This is a genomic window from Synechococcales cyanobacterium T60_A2020_003, assembly GCA_015272205.1.
Classification (GTDB): Bacteria; Cyanobacteriota; Cyanobacteriia; order RECH01; family RECH01; genus JACYMB01.
Window position 1 is genome coordinate 1 of the sequence record JACYMB010000051.1, and the last position, 17,096, is coordinate 17,096.

14 protein-coding genes and 1 pseudogene are annotated in these 17,096 nt (G+C 52.9%); 6 read left to right on the plus strand and 9 right to left on the minus strand.

Annotated elements, in window-relative coordinates; translation table 11 throughout:
* The first annotated feature begins 195 nt into the window (after nucleotides 1–195).
* On the plus strand, nucleotides 196–990 hold the full coding sequence (locus IGR76_02825) for a hypothetical protein (GenBank protein ID MBF2077466.1): 795 nt from the start codon (nucleotides 196–198) through the stop codon (nucleotides 988–990).
* A 76-nt stretch (nucleotides 991–1,066) separates the two neighbouring features.
* Here the strand turns inward: IGR76_02825 and IGR76_02830 are convergent, their stop codons facing one another.
* Nucleotides 1,067–3,031, minus strand: a complete 1,965-nt coding sequence (locus IGR76_02830) for a bifunctional aldolase/short-chain dehydrogenase (protein ID MBF2077467.1) — start codon at nucleotides 3,029–3,031, stop codon at nucleotides 1,067–1,069.
* Between the two features lie 154 nt (nucleotides 3,032–3,185).
* Between IGR76_02830 and mtnA the strand changes: the two genes are divergently transcribed.
* Complete coding sequence (gene mtnA, locus IGR76_02835; protein ID MBF2077468.1) at nucleotides 3,186–4,295, plus strand: S-methyl-5-thioribose-1-phosphate isomerase; 1,110 nt, start codon at nucleotides 3,186–3,188, stop codon at nucleotides 4,293–4,295.
* Between the two features lie 157 nt (nucleotides 4,296–4,452).
* Complete coding sequence (locus IGR76_02840; protein MBF2077469.1) at nucleotides 4,453–5,016, plus strand: Uma2 family endonuclease; 564 nt, start codon at nucleotides 4,453–4,455, stop codon at nucleotides 5,014–5,016.
* An 82-nt stretch (nucleotides 5,017–5,098) separates the two neighbouring features.
* On the opposite strand, the gene IGR76_02845 is transcribed toward IGR76_02840, so the two are convergent.
* A complete protein-coding gene (locus IGR76_02845; GenBank protein ID MBF2077470.1) occupies nucleotides 5,099–6,325 on the minus strand; it encodes an acetate kinase in 1,227 nt (408 codons plus the stop codon).
* Between the two features lie 425 nt (nucleotides 6,326–6,750).
* Here IGR76_02845 and IGR76_02850 point away from each other — a divergent pair, with 425 nt between their 5' ends.
* Together IGR76_02850 and IGR76_02855 are read left to right on the plus strand one after the other, a co-directional pair.
* A complete protein-coding gene (locus IGR76_02850; protein MBF2077471.1) occupies nucleotides 6,751–9,402 on the plus strand; it encodes a DUF4912 domain-containing protein in 2,652 nt (883 codons plus the stop codon).
* A gap of 48 nt (nucleotides 9,403–9,450) precedes the next feature.
* Nucleotides 9,451–10,200: a PRC-barrel domain-containing protein gene (locus IGR76_02855; protein MBF2077472.1), complete on the plus strand. Its 750-nt coding sequence runs from the start codon at nucleotides 9,451–9,453 to the stop codon at nucleotides 10,198–10,200.
* A gap of 22 nt (nucleotides 10,201–10,222) precedes the next feature.
* On the opposite strand, the pseudogene IGR76_02860 reads toward IGR76_02855, so the two are convergent.
* The 3 genes and pseudogenes from IGR76_02860 to IGR76_02870 form a co-directional block, all read right to left on the minus strand.
* A pseudogene (locus IGR76_02860) lies at nucleotides 10,223–10,937 on the minus strand (hypothetical protein).
* Between the two features lie 280 nt (nucleotides 10,938–11,217).
* A complete protein-coding gene (locus tag IGR76_02865) occupies nucleotides 11,218–12,030 on the minus strand; it encodes an alpha/beta fold hydrolase (GenBank protein MBF2077473.1) in 813 nt (270 codons plus the stop codon).
* Nucleotides 12,031–12,035: 5 nt separating this feature from the next.
* A complete protein-coding gene (locus tag IGR76_02870) occupies nucleotides 12,036–12,761 on the minus strand; it encodes a 1-acyl-sn-glycerol-3-phosphate acyltransferase (GenBank protein MBF2077474.1) in 726 nt (241 codons plus the stop codon).
* 169 nt (nucleotides 12,762–12,930) lie between these two features.
* On the opposite strand from IGR76_02870, the gene rsmI reads away from it, so the two are divergent.
* Entirely contained in the window at nucleotides 12,931–13,794 is an 864-nt protein-coding gene (gene rsmI, locus IGR76_02875; GenBank protein ID MBF2077475.1) for a 16S rRNA (cytidine(1402)-2'-O)-methyltransferase, read from the plus strand.
* A gap of 51 nt (nucleotides 13,795–13,845) precedes the next feature.
* Here the strand turns inward: rsmI and IGR76_02880 are convergent, their stop codons facing one another.
* The 4 genes from IGR76_02880 to IGR76_02895 all read right to left on the minus strand — a co-directional run.
* Entirely contained in the window at nucleotides 13,846–14,214 is a 369-nt protein-coding gene (locus tag IGR76_02880; GenBank protein MBF2077476.1) for a hypothetical protein, read from the minus strand.
* A gap of 173 nt (nucleotides 14,215–14,387) precedes the next feature.
* Complete coding sequence (locus IGR76_02885) at nucleotides 14,388–15,269, minus strand: ABC transporter permease (GenBank protein ID MBF2077477.1); 882 nt, start codon at nucleotides 15,267–15,269, stop codon at nucleotides 14,388–14,390.
* Between the two features lie 44 nt (nucleotides 15,270–15,313).
* Nucleotides 15,314–16,333 carry an ATP-binding cassette domain-containing protein gene (locus IGR76_02890; GenBank protein MBF2077478.1) on the minus strand — a complete coding sequence of 340 codons (1,020 nt, stop codon included), beginning with the start codon at nucleotides 16,331–16,333 and terminating at the stop codon, nucleotides 15,314–15,316.
* A gap of 160 nt (nucleotides 16,334–16,493) precedes the next feature.
* Nucleotides 16,494–17,096: protoheme IX farnesyltransferase (locus tag IGR76_02895; GenBank protein ID MBF2077479.1), on the minus strand; the 603-nt coding region annotated here is incomplete at its 5' end.

Genomic DNA, 17,096 nt, shown 5'->3' on the forward strand with positions numbered 1-17,096 from the left:
TTGAGACTCCCCAACTCCGCGAGGTTAATCCCTGCAAGCGGTGTTTGAAATCTTTATTTGTGTTCCCGAAGAGTCCCTGGAGGTTCCTGTTGAGGTGCGGGTTGAGAAGCGATCGCTACCATAGGTTTACTCGTACATATCTAAACCATCTCTCACTGATGGTGCGATCGCCGTCAATAATATGCGGTTAAGTTTATGAAGAAATGCTCGTTCACCATTGAACAAAACGTTATTGTTAAAGACCCTATTCCTAAAAAGGGCATCGTTAGCTCTAACCCCGAACGTTCTCTTCGCTTATCGTCTAAGTTTCTAGAAAAATCTATTGTAAAAGTGCAGTCTTGGGGAGTTGGTATTACGGTAGGAAAGGTGACTTTTGGAGATGCCCACGAAGACTTTTTCTTTGCCTATGTACCTATGGGAGCCAGCGGATCGGCTCATGCGTTTCATGAGATCTTTGCGGCTGGGGCGGAGGAAGTGGTTCGCTTTGGCAGTAATGATGTATGGGTGCAAGAAAACGATATCGATTCACTCGTTTTGGTTCGTGAATCTAGAGGTTTGAGGGGACTCTCTTGGGATCATGGCATAGACGATCAGGATGTAGATTTACCATTGATACCTGATCATGAACTAAATCAAAGGCTGATCAAAAGCTGCCATAGAAACAGGTTTTTATTTTCTGAACGCGTATGCTTTAACGTGGACGATTACCATTCATACCTCTATCCCGAATTAATGGAGAATCCTCAACGAATTAAGCAGCGTCTTGATGCTTATAACTCCTTCGGTCCATACAGTAGAGATATGGAAACCGCGTCTTTATTTCTAAAAGCCAATCAATTTGGAGCGAAAGCCGCAAGTGTTTTACAAAATGTCTTGAAGCAGAAAAAGAAATCGCCCTATGAAGGATCGTCAGGGGATAAAGCCAAATTAAATGAAAGCAAAATTGCGGCAATTATAATCAATGCACTGATTGAAACACCATCGGAGTGATTGATTTAACCATGAATATGGATGTAGAACAATAACGTTTCCCCATTCACTCCCCACACTGCCGTTCATTCAGGGGTTAGATAACGCGATCGCTTCCACCGTCGATGGGAATTTGCGCTCCGGTGGTTTTGGCAAATACGTTACTCGCCATCGTGCAAACGAGTTGGGCAACGTCCTGAGACGACACCGACTGTTTGAGTAAATTCCGCGACTTGTATTCGTCCACGCTGAGGCCATACCGCTCGGCTCGACTGGTGAGAATTTCGGGTGTCCAAATGCCGGTGTCGTAAACGCAGTCGGGGTGGAGAATGTTAACCCGGATGTCGGGTGCTAATTCCAGAGCCGCAATTCGGGCAAGTTGAGTCAATCCGGCTTTGGCAACGGAGTAGGCAGCAGCTCCCGGCCCCGGTGCCAGCACATTGCGGGAAGCGATAAACAGAATAGTTGGATCGATGCCGTAACGCAGGAAGGGAATTGCGTGGCGTAACAGTGCCCGTTGACTGGTCAGATTAATGGCCAAACTTTTCTCCCAGATGTCTGCGTCGAGACTCTCTAGGGTTTGTCCTGGCGGGAAAATTCCCGCATTGCTGACGAGAATATCCAGGCCGCCAAAATGCTGAATGGTAGAAGCGATCGCCCCTTTTACCGCGTCTTCGTCCGTGACATCTCCTTGAATCCCGACTAAACCGGGCTTGGACAGAATCTTGTCAATGTCAGGATTAATATCAAACCCGACGACAACCGCCCCTTGCTGGTGGAGCGCTTCTGCACAGGCTTTACCAATACCGCTGGCCGCTCCGGTCACGAGGGCAATTTTTCCTTGGAACTCCGAAGTCTTGCTTTTCTTGCCCAGTTTGGCCTGCTCCAGTTCCCAATATTCCATGGCGAACAAGCTTTTCTCATCCAACGCCTGCCATCCCCCCAGAGCCTCTCCCATCTGAATCGCTCGACGGGTATGTTCCACAATATCGGTGATAATTTGGGCGGCCTTGAGGCTGCGGTCAAAGGAAATCGTGCCATATCCCGGCCAAACCGCCCAGCGGGGAGCCGCATCCAGGTGCTTCAAATCGTTGCTGGCATTACGATGGAAGTAGTCGCGATATTGGTCGGCAAAGGTGGCGATCGCCCCTTCCACATCACCCTCAAGCACCACAGGAATGGCTTTGGTGCGAATGACGTGATCCGGTGTCATAGGGCCGCGAGTGGCGATCGCCTTCACATTAGGCAAGGCAGAAAACCCAACTGCTTCCGGTCGCTGATCCAACTGCGCTAGCATGGGCACACCTTTGACACGAGAGACCTGCTGGCGAATTTTAGCCAGGGTCAGCCAGTCCGCTTGGGGATTTGCCGTTGCAAAGGATACCGCATTGTGCCGCTGCAAATACTCCTCCGCCAATGTTACCAACTCAATCATGCGGTCGTAGGCGGTGCGGGCATCGTCGGCAAAGGTAAAAATGCCGTGGTTCATCAGCACCATGCCTTTATATTGGTTCCAGTCAACGGACTGGGTGAGGTTCCGAATCTCCCGCGCTAAGATGAATCCCGGCATCACATAGGGAATGAGCAGCACCGAGTCTCTGTAAACCTCCTTGATGCGTTCCTCGCCCGTTGGATTATTCGTCAGGGTAATCACCGCATCGGCATGGGTGTGGTCAACAAACTTGTAGGGAATAATGGCATGGAGAATGGCTTCCACCGATGGATTAGGCGCATTGGGGTTTAGCATCGCTGCCCGTTGCTGCGTCACCATTTCTGAGTCGCTCAACTGCTCAAATTCTGCTAAGCGCTGCAATACGTTTAAGCGCACAGGGGCAAAACCCGGAGCTTCAATCGTCGCCAAATCCCAACCGCTGCCTTTGACGTAGAGCACCTCTTCCAGATCACCAAAAAAATTGGGAGTGGTGACCTTCACGGAGGTATTGCCGCCGCCGTGCAGCACTAAGTCGGACTCCTGCCCCAACAGGCGAGAGGTATAGACCCGCAGTTTTAAGGGATCGCCATTTAGGGTTTGCGCAACGGACTCATCCCAGCGATTTTTCATAGCACTAGTAAAGGTAGGGGTGGAGACAGGAGCGATCGCCCGTCGATAATCATTGCAGCCGATCGAAGCCCACACAGGCGTTATACCATTGTAGAGCTTCATGCTTCTATGGCTGATGCTGATAGAGCGGTTTTGATCTCACGGGAGGGGACGAATGAAAGTCAATGGTAGGCATTACCGAACTATCTGGATCGACGAAACAGTCCCTGATGTGGTCAACGTGATTGATCAGCGCTACTTGCCCCATGAATTTGTCGTTGAATCGTTGACGACGGTGGAGGAGGTGGCGATCGCCATTCGCGAGATGCATGTCCGGGGTGCGGGACTGATTGGGGCAACGGCAGGTTACGGCATGTATATCGCGGCGTTGCAGGCACCGCCGGATCAGTTCATGGAGAGTGTGAACAACGCGGGTGAACGCCTCAAGGCCACGCGCCCCACAGCGGTTAATCTGGCGTGGGCGGTAGACCGACAGCTAGAGGCCATTAGTCATGCTGAGGGCGACAAAGACCAAAAAGTGGCGATCGCACGGGAAACCGCATCGATCATTGCGTCTGAAGATGCAGACTTTTGCCGCCGGATTGGGGAGCATGGCGTTACGCTGATTGAAAAGATTAGCCAGCAGAAGTCAGGGGATACCGTCAATATCCTGACCCACTGTAATGCGGGGTGGCTCGCCTTTGTGGACTATGGTTCTGCCACTGCGCCCATTTATGCCGCCCATGACCGGGGCATTCAGGTTCACGTCTGGGTGGATGAAACCCGCCCTCGGAATCAAGGCGCTCGCCTCACCGCCTGGGAACTGAGCCAGCATGGGGTTCCCCACACCGTCATTGCTGACAACGTGGGCGGTCACTTAATGCAGCACGGCTTGGTAGATTTGGTGATCACAGGGAGCGATCGCACGACCTACACCGGAGATGTGGCCAACAAAATTGGTACCTACCTCAAAGCGCTAGCGGCTCACGATAACGGAGTTCCTTTCTACGTTGCCTTACCGTCTTCAACCTTTGACTGGACGATGAGAGATGGTTTAGCGGAAATCCCCATTGAGCAACGAGAGGGAACCGAGGTTCAGTACATCGAAGGCTTACACGATGGCGCGATCAAAGAGGTACTAGTAACGCCCAAGGATAGTCCTGCTGTGAACTACGGGTTTGATGTCACCCCCGCTCGTTTGGTAACCGGATTGATTACGGAACGGGGGATTTGTGATGCCTCGGAAGCAGGCATTATGCAGCTCTATCCAGAGAAACATAAGTAACTCGACAAAAGTAACTCGACAAAATTAAAACCAGGTTTTACCCTACGCCGACCGCGCAGCGGTCGGCGTAGGGCTTTTGTTTTTTTATGTTTGATAGTGTCTGGCAACTTAGAATGGGGATTAGTTTCTGAACTGGCGGATGGGAGGGTAAACCCAAATGGTACAAACACCATCTAAACCACTGACCTTGGCAGAGTTTTTACAATTACCAGAAACGAAACCTGCAAGTGAATACATTGATGGTCAAATCATTCAGAAACCCATACCCCAAGGGAAACACAGTGCCATTCAGGGAGAACTTGTATCTGCCATCAATAGGGTCGTTCGGTCTCAGCGTATTGCTCGTGCGTTTCCTGAACTTCGCTGCACGTTTGGCGATCGCTCAACGGTTCCTGATGTTGCCGTTTTTCAGTGGAACCGAATTCCCCGTGATAAGAATGGGGAGATTGATAACACATTTCCGGCTGCGCCTGATTGGACGATTGAAATCCTGTCTCCTGATCAAAGCCAAACAAAAGTGACGAAAAATATTCTTCACTGTCTGCGCCATGGCACTGAAGTGGGTTGGTTAATTGATCCAGATGAACAAACTGTGTTTATCTATCGTCCAAAGCAAGAGCCTGACGTTTTGGATGCTCCCGATGACGTTATTCCTAGCCTATCCTTTGCAAATGGGCTACAGCTTATGATCAAAGAGTTGTTTGATTGGTTATTCGAGTGAGACTTGAGTTGCTTCTAGTAACTCCGTTGGTGCTGACGAGACTAACGCTATCGTTACTCAATCTACTCCTGCTTCTCACCATTCAAGATTCAGGATTAAGCATTACTCGCTGACATTCTTGGGCAATTTCCCAGTCCTCCTGGGTGTGAATCGCAAATACGCGCACCGATGAGTCCGGGGTGGCAATGTCAATATCGTTGGGCGATCGCACGTTCTTCTGTGCATCAATCTCGATCCCCATAAACTCAAATGCCTTACACACATCGGCTCTCAGATAAGGCGCATTTTCGCCCATGCCTGCCGTAAACGAAATCGCATCGACACCACCCAGAGCCGCAATCATGCCTCCGAGGGAAACCTGAAGACGATAAACAAACATGTCGTAGGCTAATTGGGCGCGATCGCTCCCTTCAGCGATCGCCGCCATAATTTGACGCATATCATTAGAAATTCCTGAAATCCCCTTCAATCCCGATTCGCGATTCAGCAGGTGATCCAGTTCGTCTACGGTCATCTCCTCCTTTCGCAGCAGATGCAGCAGAATTCCCGGATCAACTGATCCCGACCGCGTTCCCATCATCACCCCTTCCAAGGGCGTGTATCCCATCGTGGTGTCGATACTGCGGCCATTCCGAATCGCGGCTAGGGAACAACCGTTGCCCAGATGACAATTCACAATTCGCAGATCGGTGAGCGATCGCCCCATCAATTGCGCGACCCGCTTTGAACAGTACTGATGGCTGATGCCATGAAACCCATAGCGCCGAATTCCCTGCTCTAGCCAAGCATACGGGACGGGATAGGTTGCGGCGGCGGGCGGAATTTTGGCATGAAAGGCCGTGTCGAACACCGCAATTTGCGGAACGTCCTGCCCCAGTAATACTTCTACCGCGTTGATTCCCTCTAAATGGGCGGAATGGTGGCTTGGCGCAAGTTCAGTTAAACGGGCGATCGCCGCTTTCACGGTTTCCGTAATTCGGGTGCTGTCTTGATACTCCGATCCCCCATGCACAACTCGATGCCCCACTACCTGAATGTCGGCAGGATGCTCCAGCACTTTTGTTTCCCCTGTCCACAGGCTGCTTAGCAAGCGGATAATATGATCCATTCGGGCATCAGCAGATTCCTTCTCTCGCCATGCCGCGCCTTGATGCGTTTTGACCTTTAATTCCGCGACTCCCGGCTGAAATGTCCAGTCAATTTGGGCGCTCCAAATCGGTGTTGGAACTATTTCAGATTGATCCCCAAAAAGCCGATATAAACAGCTCTTTAGGCTACTGGAACCCGCGTTCAAGATCAGGATATTCATAGGCAGAGGATGGGTAGATTAAAGATGCGGGACTACACTAGATGGCTAAAGAATTTTAGAGCAATCGCCACGCCGCGATTATAGATTCTGGATCAGCTAGATTGATTGAGCGATCGCCCCAGACTAAGCTTAGTGTTAATTGCCTGGAATACTTCCACCATAAGGCTTCTGGAAGAGGAAAGATCTTCGCAGATATTGCAATATCACTGGGGCAAGCAAAAACATTCATGAGATCAGATTGACTGAAAAGAAAATTATTGGGATATTGGGCGTGTCTTGATTAAATAAAATTTTATTTACCTCAGCTTGAGGCGATCTGGATCTCCTCGACCGGGACGAGCAAGGTTACTTCAGGTTACGAACACATACGTGAAATGGTGCAAAAGAGACAATCCCCCATTCTTAGATTGGCTTTGCTGCTCGCGGTGGCAGCCCCCGCAACCCTCGTGCTTCTGCCCGACGGTTCGAGCGTAGCGCAAATGGCCTCTGACCCAACGTCGTTTCCGATACCAACGACAGTACCCAGCGGTACAACAGTGCGTATCGACGGCTCGGATAGCATGTCAGTTATTAACGAAACTCTGAAGCAGCGCTTCGAAGAGGAGTACGAGGCAGAGGTTAACCTAGCCACGAATGGAACGGACTCTGATCTACAAGCCTTGTTGGATGGGGATATTCATTTGGCGGCCATTGGGCGATCGCTCACCGAGGAAGAGAAAGCTCAAGGCATTAAGGAATATCCCATTAGCCGGGAAAAACTGGCCATCTTTGTCGGAGCGAATAATCCCTTCAAGGGAAATCTGACGTTTGAGCAATTTGCCCAAATTTTCCGGGGTGAAATTACAGACTGGTCGCAGGTCGGCGGTGCGCCTGGCCCCATTCGCTTGGTTGACCGTCCAGAGGACAGCGATACTCGCCGCGCCCTCAGTAATTACGACGTGTTTAAGACGGCTCCCTTTGTTGCCGGAGCAACGGCAGATCCCGTAGCCGAGGATGATACCGATGCCGTTGTCCGGAACTTAGGTACGGACGGGATTGGTTATGCCGTTGTCAGTCAGGTCGAGGGGCGGGACGAGGTCACTATCCTGCCGATGCATGGCACGTTGCCAGATGATCCCCGCTATCCCTATTCCCAAGTTCGGGGCTATGCCTATACAGATGCGACGGCTCCTGCAGTTTTGGCGTTTCTCGGATTTGTGAGTTCACCAGAAGGAGATGCGGCTCTGATTGCGGCACAACAAGCAGAAGTGGCAGCGGCGGCAGGTACTCCGGCGGCTACGGACGGAACACTCGGCACAACATCCAGTGCAGAAGGTGAGGCAACTCCAGCCGCTGACTCGGAACTAACCGCAGTCCCAGCGGAAACGGGAGAGGTGATTGGGGAGCCGTCTGCAGAGACGGATGAAGCAGCAGCGGTTGCATCGTCAGGAACGTCAGACACGCAAGCGGTTCCACCCTGGTTATGGTGGCTTCTGCCCTTACTGGCACTGTTGGGATTGTTAGGCTGGTGGTTGAAGCGGAAACCTGCTGCTGGAGCGCCCCCGACTTCTCCTGCGACTCCGTTGCCCGATGCAGCGGTTCCACCTACTGGTGTTGAGGGTGCGATCGCCCCATCTCCAGATGTAGCATCACCCGCAGTTGCAGTACCTGAACCTGAACCTGTTCCCCCCGTTGTTGCTGAACCAGTAGGCCAACCTCTGAATCTCAAACCTGTTACGGCTGTGAGTGCTGCTGCCGCTGCTGCCGCTGCCGGACTAGCCGCAACTCGCGGTAATGAAAAGGAAACTCCCATCGCGGAACCAGCGGTAGAACCAGCGGTGCCATCCATTCCCCCTGTAGTAGTGGAAGAACCAATAGCTGAGCCACTGGCAGAGGCGGCGATCGCCCCTGATGCAGAGCCGGATCTCGTTCCTCCGGTGCCAAATGTGGATATTTCCCCAGCGTTGGCTGCGGGTGCTGCTGCCGTTGGTGCGGGGGCCGTGCTAGGGGCGATCGCGGATGACCACAGCCAGTCGGATGTGGAAGCCGCTAAGTTTGATGTGGGTCAAACCGATCTTTCTAGTGAGCAACTTGCTGATGTGGATAGTGGGTTACCGGATTTACCGGATGGCTATGGTGAAAGCCGGATTGTCCTGTTGCCTCGCGATCCGCAGTGGGCCTATGCTTACTGGGATATCCCGAATGAGCATCGTGAAGAACTGCGCCGCCAGGGAGGTACCCGTCTAGCCCTGCGCCTGTACGATGTGACCGATGTGGATATGGCGACCCAGAATCCGCACACGATGCAGCAGTATGATTGCGAAGAGTTTGCCCGTGACTGGTATTTGCCGATTCCGGTGAGCGATCGCGACTATATTGCCGAGATTGGTTACTTGACGCCAACGGGGGCATGGCTGACCCTGGCGCGATCGACTCCCGCCCACATTCCCCCGGTCTATCCTTCCGATTGGTACGACGAGCAGTTTCTTACCATCTCGTGGGATGAAGATCTGCGCGGCAAGACCTTTGCCGAACTGGTTCCCTCGAAGCAGAAGACTGCCATCAACAACGCGATTTACAATGCGCTGTTCGGCATGGCGCAATCCTCCGAATCCCTGCGCGTGGCTGGCTCTCTCTTTGGCTCCATGCACCAGGTTCCTGAGCAGGCGATTAGCTCCTTTGTCTTCCCATCGGGGGCTGGCATGTGGGCAGCGGCTCCAACGGCTCTACCTGGCATGAATATGTCTGGAGTAGGCATGTCTGGGGTGGGCATGATGTCCGGGGTGGGCTTCTCGGCGTCGATGCCGCCAATTCGTCCCCGCAAATTCTGGTTGGTTGCGGATGCGGAACTGATTGTTTACGGGGCAACGGAGCCGGATGCGACAGTGACGATTGGCGATCGCCCCATTCAACTCAGTCCCGATGGAACCTTCCGATTCCAAATGTCGTTCCAGGATGGTGTTTTAGACTTCCCCATTAAGGCGGTTGCGGTCGATGGTGAGCAAACTCGTTCCATCCAAATGACCTTTAGCCGCGAAACGCCGGAACGGAACACCAACACCAAGGATGAAGCGATCGAAGATTGGTTTTCGTCCTAGCAGATTGTTGTTAGTGGAAGCGTGCCCATGATCTCCCCCTCTTCTACCATGTCTGACCGTGCCGTTAAGCAGAGTGATCTACTAGGACGTTTGGTGATGAATCGCCTAACGGCTGAGGAAGTGGGCTATGTGGATCAGATCTGGTTGGACGGAAAGCGGCAGCAAGTGGTTGGGATGACCTACCGCTCTGGATTGGTCAACCTGAAGCGTCCCATGTTTTTGTGGACACAGTTAGAATCCATCGGACCGGACAGCATCGTGATTAGCTTGCCGGAAGGCGCAGTTCTGGACAGGCCGCCGGAGGAAGCGACTACCCTCATCGGTCATGAGGTGTGGACGGAAGACGGCACGAAGGCAGGCGTAATTGGCGACTATCACCTAGACCCGCAAACGGGCGCTACGGTTGATTACCTGCTGATTCGGGATGAGTGGCAAGGGATGACCAGCGGCATCTATCGTCTCCTCCCATCCGATGTGGTGAGCATGGGTCAGCATCGGATGCTGGTTACTCGCGAAGGGGTAGACTCAGCGGAACAAGTCGTTGGAGATCTGGCGCAACGGGTGAGTGAATTCTTTAAGCGCGACTATCAGCGTACCTTGCAGCATCTATCCGCTGCGGTAGGAGAAACGCAGTCCCTCGCCCAGCAGATGAAAGACAAGGCATTCAGCATGGCTGAGCAAGCGCAGAAGAAGATTAGTGGTTCTGATGTGACGTCCTCTAATGCGCTACCATCGGCTGAGCCTGACTCTGATTCGGCAACAGGTGAACTCAATGATAAGACTGACGAACCCGCCTAAGAAATTCGTCCGCTAGGGGGCTTTACTTAATCCCGATCACCATTGAATCTGGGCCGACAAGATGTTCGGCTCGGATCTCAGAGAAACCAGCCTCCTTCATCCATCCTGCACAATCCGATCCGGTGTAGTCAAAACCACCAGGAGTTTCAATCAGCATGTTGAGGCTCATTAAGAGTCCGAAGGCATTCTGCGATCGCTCATCATCAATAATCGCTTCATAGACGACCAAGGCTCCCCCCTCTGGAATGGCGTTGAAGGCTTTTGTGATCAGCATTTGCTTGGTGGGCAAGTCCCAATCGTGCAGAATATGACCCATGAGGATCACATCGGCGTTTGGTAAATCCTGTTTGAAGAAATCCCCCGGTACGAAGGACAGGCGATCGCCCACTCCATGGGTTGCGATGTAAGCCTCAAAGACGGGATCGACTTCTGGTAGATCAAACCCCATGCCTGGGAGGTGGGGATTAGGGCGGGCCATCTGAGTGGCTAAATCCCCTTGCGCCGTCCCCACATCCACAAAGGTTTTGTATTGATGCCAAGGGAAGGTTTGGGCGATCGAAGAAGTCCCGTGCCGATCGGGGATGCAGCCCTACCCGACTTTGCAGATCATCGTAGGACAGGGGGGCTGCTGCCAGTTCGGTAAACAGACCCAACTCAATCGCACTGAGTAGCGTTTTCGAGACCCAAAACCCTAAGCCCGTTTGCAAAATCTGAGCTGGAGTCGGTTGCTCACTCATGCGGCTCTCTTAACCAATGGGGTGTATGGATACATAAATTGCGGCTTTCAGTATAGCCACACTCGCTCGCTCCGCTTTAGCTGAGTAGGATTTATTCATGTGTGACGCCAAAGAGGTTTGCGATGCTCGCTCAACAAGTTGGTGCGACTCTCAATAGGGTGAAGCCATACGGATGTTTTTGTCTCATGGGGATCTTGGGTCTGCGACTCTATATGTAGAGTTCAGTTCTAAATAAGAACACGAATACCTCTATAGGTAATGGCTCAAGGATACGGTCTATTTACGCTTGTCTTTCCGGTACGACGTGATAGGCTTGCAGGATTTCGTACAGGTTCACCCCATTTTCTAATAAACACGCATGGCCACTTTGGCGCAAAATATGGGTCTTCGCATGGGGAATGTGCTGACTGAGTCGATCCGCTTCCCGGAGCGAGGGCAACAGGCGATCGCCCCGACTTGCTATCAACAATGTGGGTTGAGTAATGCGCTGATATTCAACTTCTGCAATGCCAAAGTTTTGCAAGAGGGCAATTCGCCAAATGGAACTGCGTTGGGTGACAGCATTCATGGCTCTTAGTAGGGCTTGTCGGCTTTGGGTAGAGAGACGATCGAGCGATGCCAAGAATGGTAACAGTCCTACACAGGAGGCAGGATACAGCAACTCTGGAATCCAGCGAGTGATCTGTGCTGACCAGCTCATCCAGGCATGGTGACGGAATGAAGAAGCCGGATTAATCAGAATGAGAGAGTCAAATAATTGGGGCGATCGCACAAGAGTTTTCAGCGCTAAGCATCCCCCAAAGGACTCCCCGCATAAATACACGGGGCGTTTGTTCCCTGCCAGCTCTTGCTGGACAAGCTTTGTTACCGTTTGTGCCATCTGATCCCAAGAACTCCGATCATCACGGGGCATTTGGAGGCAGCGCACATCAAACGCTTCTGCTAAATACTCGGCCTGCTGCTGTTGCAGGAGTCCAGAGCCATCCATCCCCGGTAAGAATACAAATAACGGCTGACGGGGCTGTACACCACAAGGCCGCAATAGACGAAAGCCTGCCACCTCAACGGTTGATGAAATCTGCGTCGTGGTCATGACCGTTAATCCCAATGCCCTCGTCGAAGAAGTTGATAAATTTCGGTACGGCACTGTTCCGTCAGATCCGTGACGACCGATCGCGCCTGTTTACCTTGGTAGGCTGTCCGCTGGCTTGAAGTAATCCAGATTGGTTCACCAAATAGCACACTAACATCTTGGTAGACCACGAGGGGATGCCATCCCCCCTGCGTGAAGAGAGGTTCTGATGCATCAAACCAGCTCAGCATTTGCAGAGGAAACATCGGTTGGGTTACTTCGCGATGGGGCGCGATCGCCACTGGAAGCACGCCCAAGCGTTCGACGGGCGATCGCAAGGCGAGATGGGCAAACCCGCGATGAAACGCCGTGATCTCGCGCTGTTGCGGCAGGCGGACCATGGGCTGTGCGCCCTCTGGAAAAATGCCGACAGCTTGTTGGGTCTGGAGTCTTAGCGTTGCTTGGGTAAAGAAATCGCGCTGGCGGCGATCGGGTTTGTCCAGCGGAAAGCAGCCGAGTTGCTGAATTAAGGTACTCAAAACCGGAACTTGCCCCATGTAGCGATGGCAGGCAAAACAGATATCCCGCTCCATTGCCGCCATTAACAGCATGGCATCCATAAAGCTGCGATGGTTGCTAACCACAACCAAGCTAGTATTGGCGGGAATGCGCGACTGGTAATAGAACGAAGCCTTCGTTTCCAGAGAGGCTAGAACGGTTTGAGAAAGGGAAAGGGGTGTAGTCATCGGCATCACATTTGGAATCTTGCCAGCCTCGCTACAGCAATAGTTTGATCTTAATACTACTTAATAAAGTCGTGCTATGGTCACACGGTGTAATCGGCGGTGCGATCGCCTGTGGCTGTGACGATTACACGATGGCGGCGGTGGGCTAGGATGATGAGGGCTAAGACATGAATCCATGAAAATCAACGCAGGCACACTCTACATCGTCGGAACACCGATCGGCAACCTGGAAGATATGACCGTTCGAGCGGTTCAGGTGTTGCAGCAGGTCGATCTGATCGCCGCAGAGGATACGCGCCATACAGGTAAACTGCTGCACCATTTTCAAGTAACGACGCCCCAAGTCAGCTACCACGATCACAACCGCACTCAGCGTTTACCGGAACTGATGCACCAGCTTAAACAGGGAAAGCCGATCGCCCTGGTCAGCGATGCAGGGATGCCGGGAATTTCCGATCCGGGCTATGAACTGGTGCGGGGATGTGTCGAGGCCGGAATTCCGGTGGTACCGATTCCGGGGGTGACGGCGGCGATTACGGCTTTGATTGCGTCGGGGTTGCCCAGCGATCGCTTTGTATTTGAGGGATTTCTGCCTGCGAAGTCGAAGGAACGGTGCGATCGCCTAGAGCAGCTATCAGCAGAATCACGAACGATGGTGTTTTACGAAGCCCCTCACCGATTGCTGGCGATGCTGACGGATATTGCGGCGGTGTTAGGGGGCGATCGCTCCGTGGTCTGTGCGCGGGAGTTGACCAAGCTCCACGAGGAATTTCGGCGGTGTAGGGTGAAAGAGGCGATCGCCCATTACCGTCAGCATGAACCCCAGGGCGAGTTTACGGTGGTTCTCGAAGGGGCGGCGGAGAGTGTGCCCATTCTGTCGGAATCGGCGTTGAAATCGGAACTGCAAGCCTTGATTAACCAGGGATTGTCGCGATCGCAGGCTAGCCGACAACTTGCTAAACAAACTCAGTTGTCGCGACAGCAAATCTATCAGCTTGCCCTCAGCTTAGATGCAGACGCAGCAGATCCAAACACATAGATAGCCCAGTCTTCCGACTAGGCTACTGTTCATTTCATGATGACCGCACCCCTAGGGAGTGGGCGGAGTGGTCGTTTCCGGAGTCTGCGTTTGTACCTGTGGCTGAGGGGGTTGTCCCTGGAGTAATTCTTGCTGCTGCTGCCGCAGCGTTTGAATTTCTGAACTCAGGATTGACCGCTGATCTTGCATAAACTCAGCCGTTGAGCGACTGTTTGCCAAATTTGCGCGATGATACAAATCCAAGGGGCTGCGGAGATTGCCGCCTCCGGGCGTAAAGAGATCCCTGGCATCAGACTCAGGAGTTAGAGCATCAGCGCCTGGACTGGTCTGAGCATGAGCCGGAGCAGCAACTGCCAAGAGTACGCCCGCACCGATCACGAATCCGGCGAATACAGCAATCTGCTTTACGTGCCTAGACATCGATGATGTAGAGAAGGTCATAATATTCCGCTCACTCCTACTCAAGTTGAATAGAGATTTGTTACTTAGCAATCTGACTGGCTTGTTCTTCAGACGCGCCAAGATTTTTTCTGCTCCCATCTCTTTACTACCAATTTTGGCGAAATTCGACAGGAGAGAATTTGCCCCACCTGTTAGGCCAAGGAGCGGCTGAGGCGACCGCGAATCAGCAGGAGGGCGATCGCGTCAAACACCAACAATACCAGCAGCGCCATTCCCAGTGTAACCGACCCAAACGGAGCCTCCATCACCACGCTGTTCAGCGACCAGCCACTATGAAGGTAAATGTAGCGGATTGGTTCGATCGCGTAGCTGAGCGGGTTTAACGACGCCACGATTTGTAACCAACCGGGCATAAAGGATAGGGGCGCAAGGGCAGTACTCGCAAACAGGAGAGGGAGATTCGTCACGAAAATCACGGCAATCAACTCTATGTGTCCCGGCAGCGAAAAGGCCAGTCCCAAACTTAACGCCGTAACCCCTAGCACCAGAAGCAGCACAATTCCCGCAATCAGCAGCAGTCCCAACGCACCGGGTAATCCCGATCCCAGGAACGCACTCGCCACCACAATCACAGACGTTTGAATCAAGCTGAGGGTGGCAATGAAGATGGCAGAGGCCATCACAATCGATAGTCGGGAGGCCAAGGGAGCCACCAGCAACCGATTGAGAAACCCAAACTCGCGGTCAAACATCACGGGCAATCCCGCATTCAATGCACCACCAAAGGCAGTAAACACAATAATGCCTGCCCCTAGAAACTGCCCGTAGTTCTGGCTTTCACCAAATAAGCCCTGGGGCATGTTCTGAAACAACGCACCGAACAGGACAAGCCACATCAGCGGTTGAATCACCCCGGCCACCAGGGTTGTGGGGCGACGCTGGAGTTGGATAAACAGGCGACGGGTGAGGGCAGCCGTTTCCTGAACAAATTCGCTCGAAAACAGTCCAGCAGGGGGATTCCCAAGGCTAGCAGTGCTGGACGGGGCAGAGGGAGGCATAATCATTTGACTCATGGTTCACCAAATCTCCGAGAACAGGGTGGACGAGGGGACGCAAACTAGCGCATATTCTGTTTCTTTTCGGCCTTGGGGTCACGCCGACTCGCGGCGGCAATTTCGGCGTCTAACAACGTTTGTCCGGTCGCTGCCAGATACACATCATCCAAACTAGGGCGCGACTGCGAGATCCCGAACATCGGAATCTGAGCCGCTTGCAGGGCTTCTTGCACTTGGCTCAGGGCGTTGCTTTGGGATCTGACGACCAAGTTGAGGGAATTCCCCTGAGCAGTGTTGATAATGACTTCCTGAACACAGGGCAGTGCTTCTAGCTTCGATTTAGCCGTTTCTGCTTCCTCAGCAGGCGTAAATTCGCGAATACGGAGGGTGATGCGATCGCCCCCGATTTGATCTTTCAGTTCCGACGGAGTCCCGCAGGCGATCACCGTGCCTTGATCGATAATGGCGACCCGATCCGCCAGAGCATCCACTTCTTCTAGATAATGGCTGGTCATCATAACGGTCGTTCCGTTTTCCCGCAGACGCCGCAGGAAGTCCCACACTGCCACGCGACTTTCGATGTCTAACCCGACCGTCGGTTCATCCAGCACCAGCACATCCGGGCGATGGAGCAAGCCCGATGCCAAATCCAAGCGCTTCCGAATGCCGCCGGAATAGGTGCCGCTGCGGCGATCGGCCCAGTCCCCTAGACCGAGCAGATTAATCACCTCATGGATGCGATCGCCAATCACAGTACGTGGCAGGTGATAAAGCGCCGCCTGAAGCTGGAGCAACTCGCGCCCAGTCAATACCTTATCCAGAGCAACTTCTTGAGCCACATAGCCCAAACGCTGTCGCGCCACACGGGGATTCTCCAGTACCGACACACCCGATACTTCAATCCGGCCAGCGTCCGGCGTGGCGAGGGTACACAAGCAGCGCAGTGTCGTCGTTTTGCCTGCACCATTCGGCCCCAATAGCCCAAAAATCTCTCCCGGTTCCACCTCAAAGGACACATCCTTTACTGCGTCAACCGTACCGTAGCGCTTTTGCAGCTTTTCAATGAGAACAGCAGGAGTCATAGGATCTTCGAGGATTGCCCTCACCTTCGCAACAAAACTCAATCATATTCTACCGCACGGTCTTTTCTGACAATGGGGTATCGCCTGGGGATCAAACAGCGAACGCGGTCTCGTTTAGGAGATCCGCGCCACCGTCTAATCACTTTACCGACTCTGACGCTTAGGGTAGCCTTACCTGAAGCATGGGCACTTCGCTCAGCACCGTTGTCACTTGGTCAGCTAAACCTGCCATTAGGGATTGGGTAATCGGCAAGCTGTCGATCGCCATTCCGGTACACAGCAGCATCATGTACAGAATGGAATATTTGAAGAGCGATCGCGCCATATCGCGATTGGAAGGTTCAAGCCTGAGGGTTTGGGCTTTGGCAATAAACACCCCCCCTAACAGCAGAGCCACCAGTGCATAAACCCCTCCCAGGACATGGAATGGGTAAACAAGGAGCAGCGTAAAGGGAACCAGGATGAGTGTATAAAGCCAAATTTGCTTTGCAGTCGGTTCATCACCTTTCACCACGGGCAGCATCGGGACGCCCACTTTCGCGTAGTCATCCCGAATCATCATCGCCAACGCCCAAAAATGGGGTGGCGTCCAGAGAAAGATAATGCCAAAGAAAATCCAGGCAGGCCAGCCCACTTCTCCCGTAACGGCAGCCCAACCCACCAAGGGAGGAATCGCACCCGCAGATCCTCCAATCACAATATTCTGAGTGCTGTGACGTTTGAGCCAATGGGTGTAAACCAGCACGTAGGTCACAATCCCCGA

What these genes read in the sequence shown, in the direction of transcription:
- IGR76_02830 (MBF2077467.1), bottom strand. Translation starts at nt 3,031, where the DNA reads ATGAAAAATCGCTGGGATGAGTCCGTTGCGCAAACCCTAAATGGCGAT.
- IGR76_02845 (MBF2077470.1), bottom strand. Translation starts at nt 6,325, where the DNA reads ATGAATATCCTGATCTTGAACGCGGGTTCCAGTAGCCTAAAGAGCTGT.
- IGR76_02825 (MBF2077466.1), top strand. Translation starts at nt 196, where the DNA reads ATGAAGAAATGCTCGTTCACCATTGAACAAAACGTTATTGTTAAAGAC.
- IGR76_02865 (MBF2077473.1), bottom strand. Translation starts at nt 12,030, where the DNA reads ATGACCACGACGCAGATTTCATCAACCGTTGAGGTGGCAGGCTTTCGT.
- mtnA (MBF2077468.1), top strand. Translation starts at nt 3,186, where the DNA reads ATGAAAGTCAATGGTAGGCATTACCGAACTATCTGGATCGACGAAACA.
- IGR76_02890 (MBF2077478.1), bottom strand. Translation starts at nt 16,333, where the DNA reads ATGACTCCTGCTGTTCTCATTGAAAAGCTGCAAAAGCGCTACGGTACG.
- IGR76_02840 (MBF2077469.1), top strand. Translation starts at nt 4,453, where the DNA reads ATGGTACAAACACCATCTAAACCACTGACCTTGGCAGAGTTTTTACAA.
- IGR76_02885 (MBF2077477.1), bottom strand. Translation starts at nt 15,269, where the DNA reads ATGAGTCAAATGATTATGCCTCCCTCTGCCCCGTCCAGCACTGCTAGC.
- IGR76_02880 (MBF2077476.1), bottom strand. Translation starts at nt 14,214, where the DNA reads ATGTCTAGGCACGTAAAGCAGATTGCTGTATTCGCCGGATTCGTGATC.
- IGR76_02870 (MBF2077474.1), bottom strand. Translation starts at nt 12,761, where the DNA reads ATGCCGATGACTACACCCCTTTCCCTTTCTCAAACCGTTCTAGCCTCT.
- rsmI (MBF2077475.1), top strand. Translation starts at nt 12,931, where the DNA reads ATGAAAATCAACGCAGGCACACTCTACATCGTCGGAACACCGATCGGC.
- IGR76_02855 (MBF2077472.1), top strand. Translation starts at nt 9,451, where the DNA reads ATGTCTGACCGTGCCGTTAAGCAGAGTGATCTACTAGGACGTTTGGTG.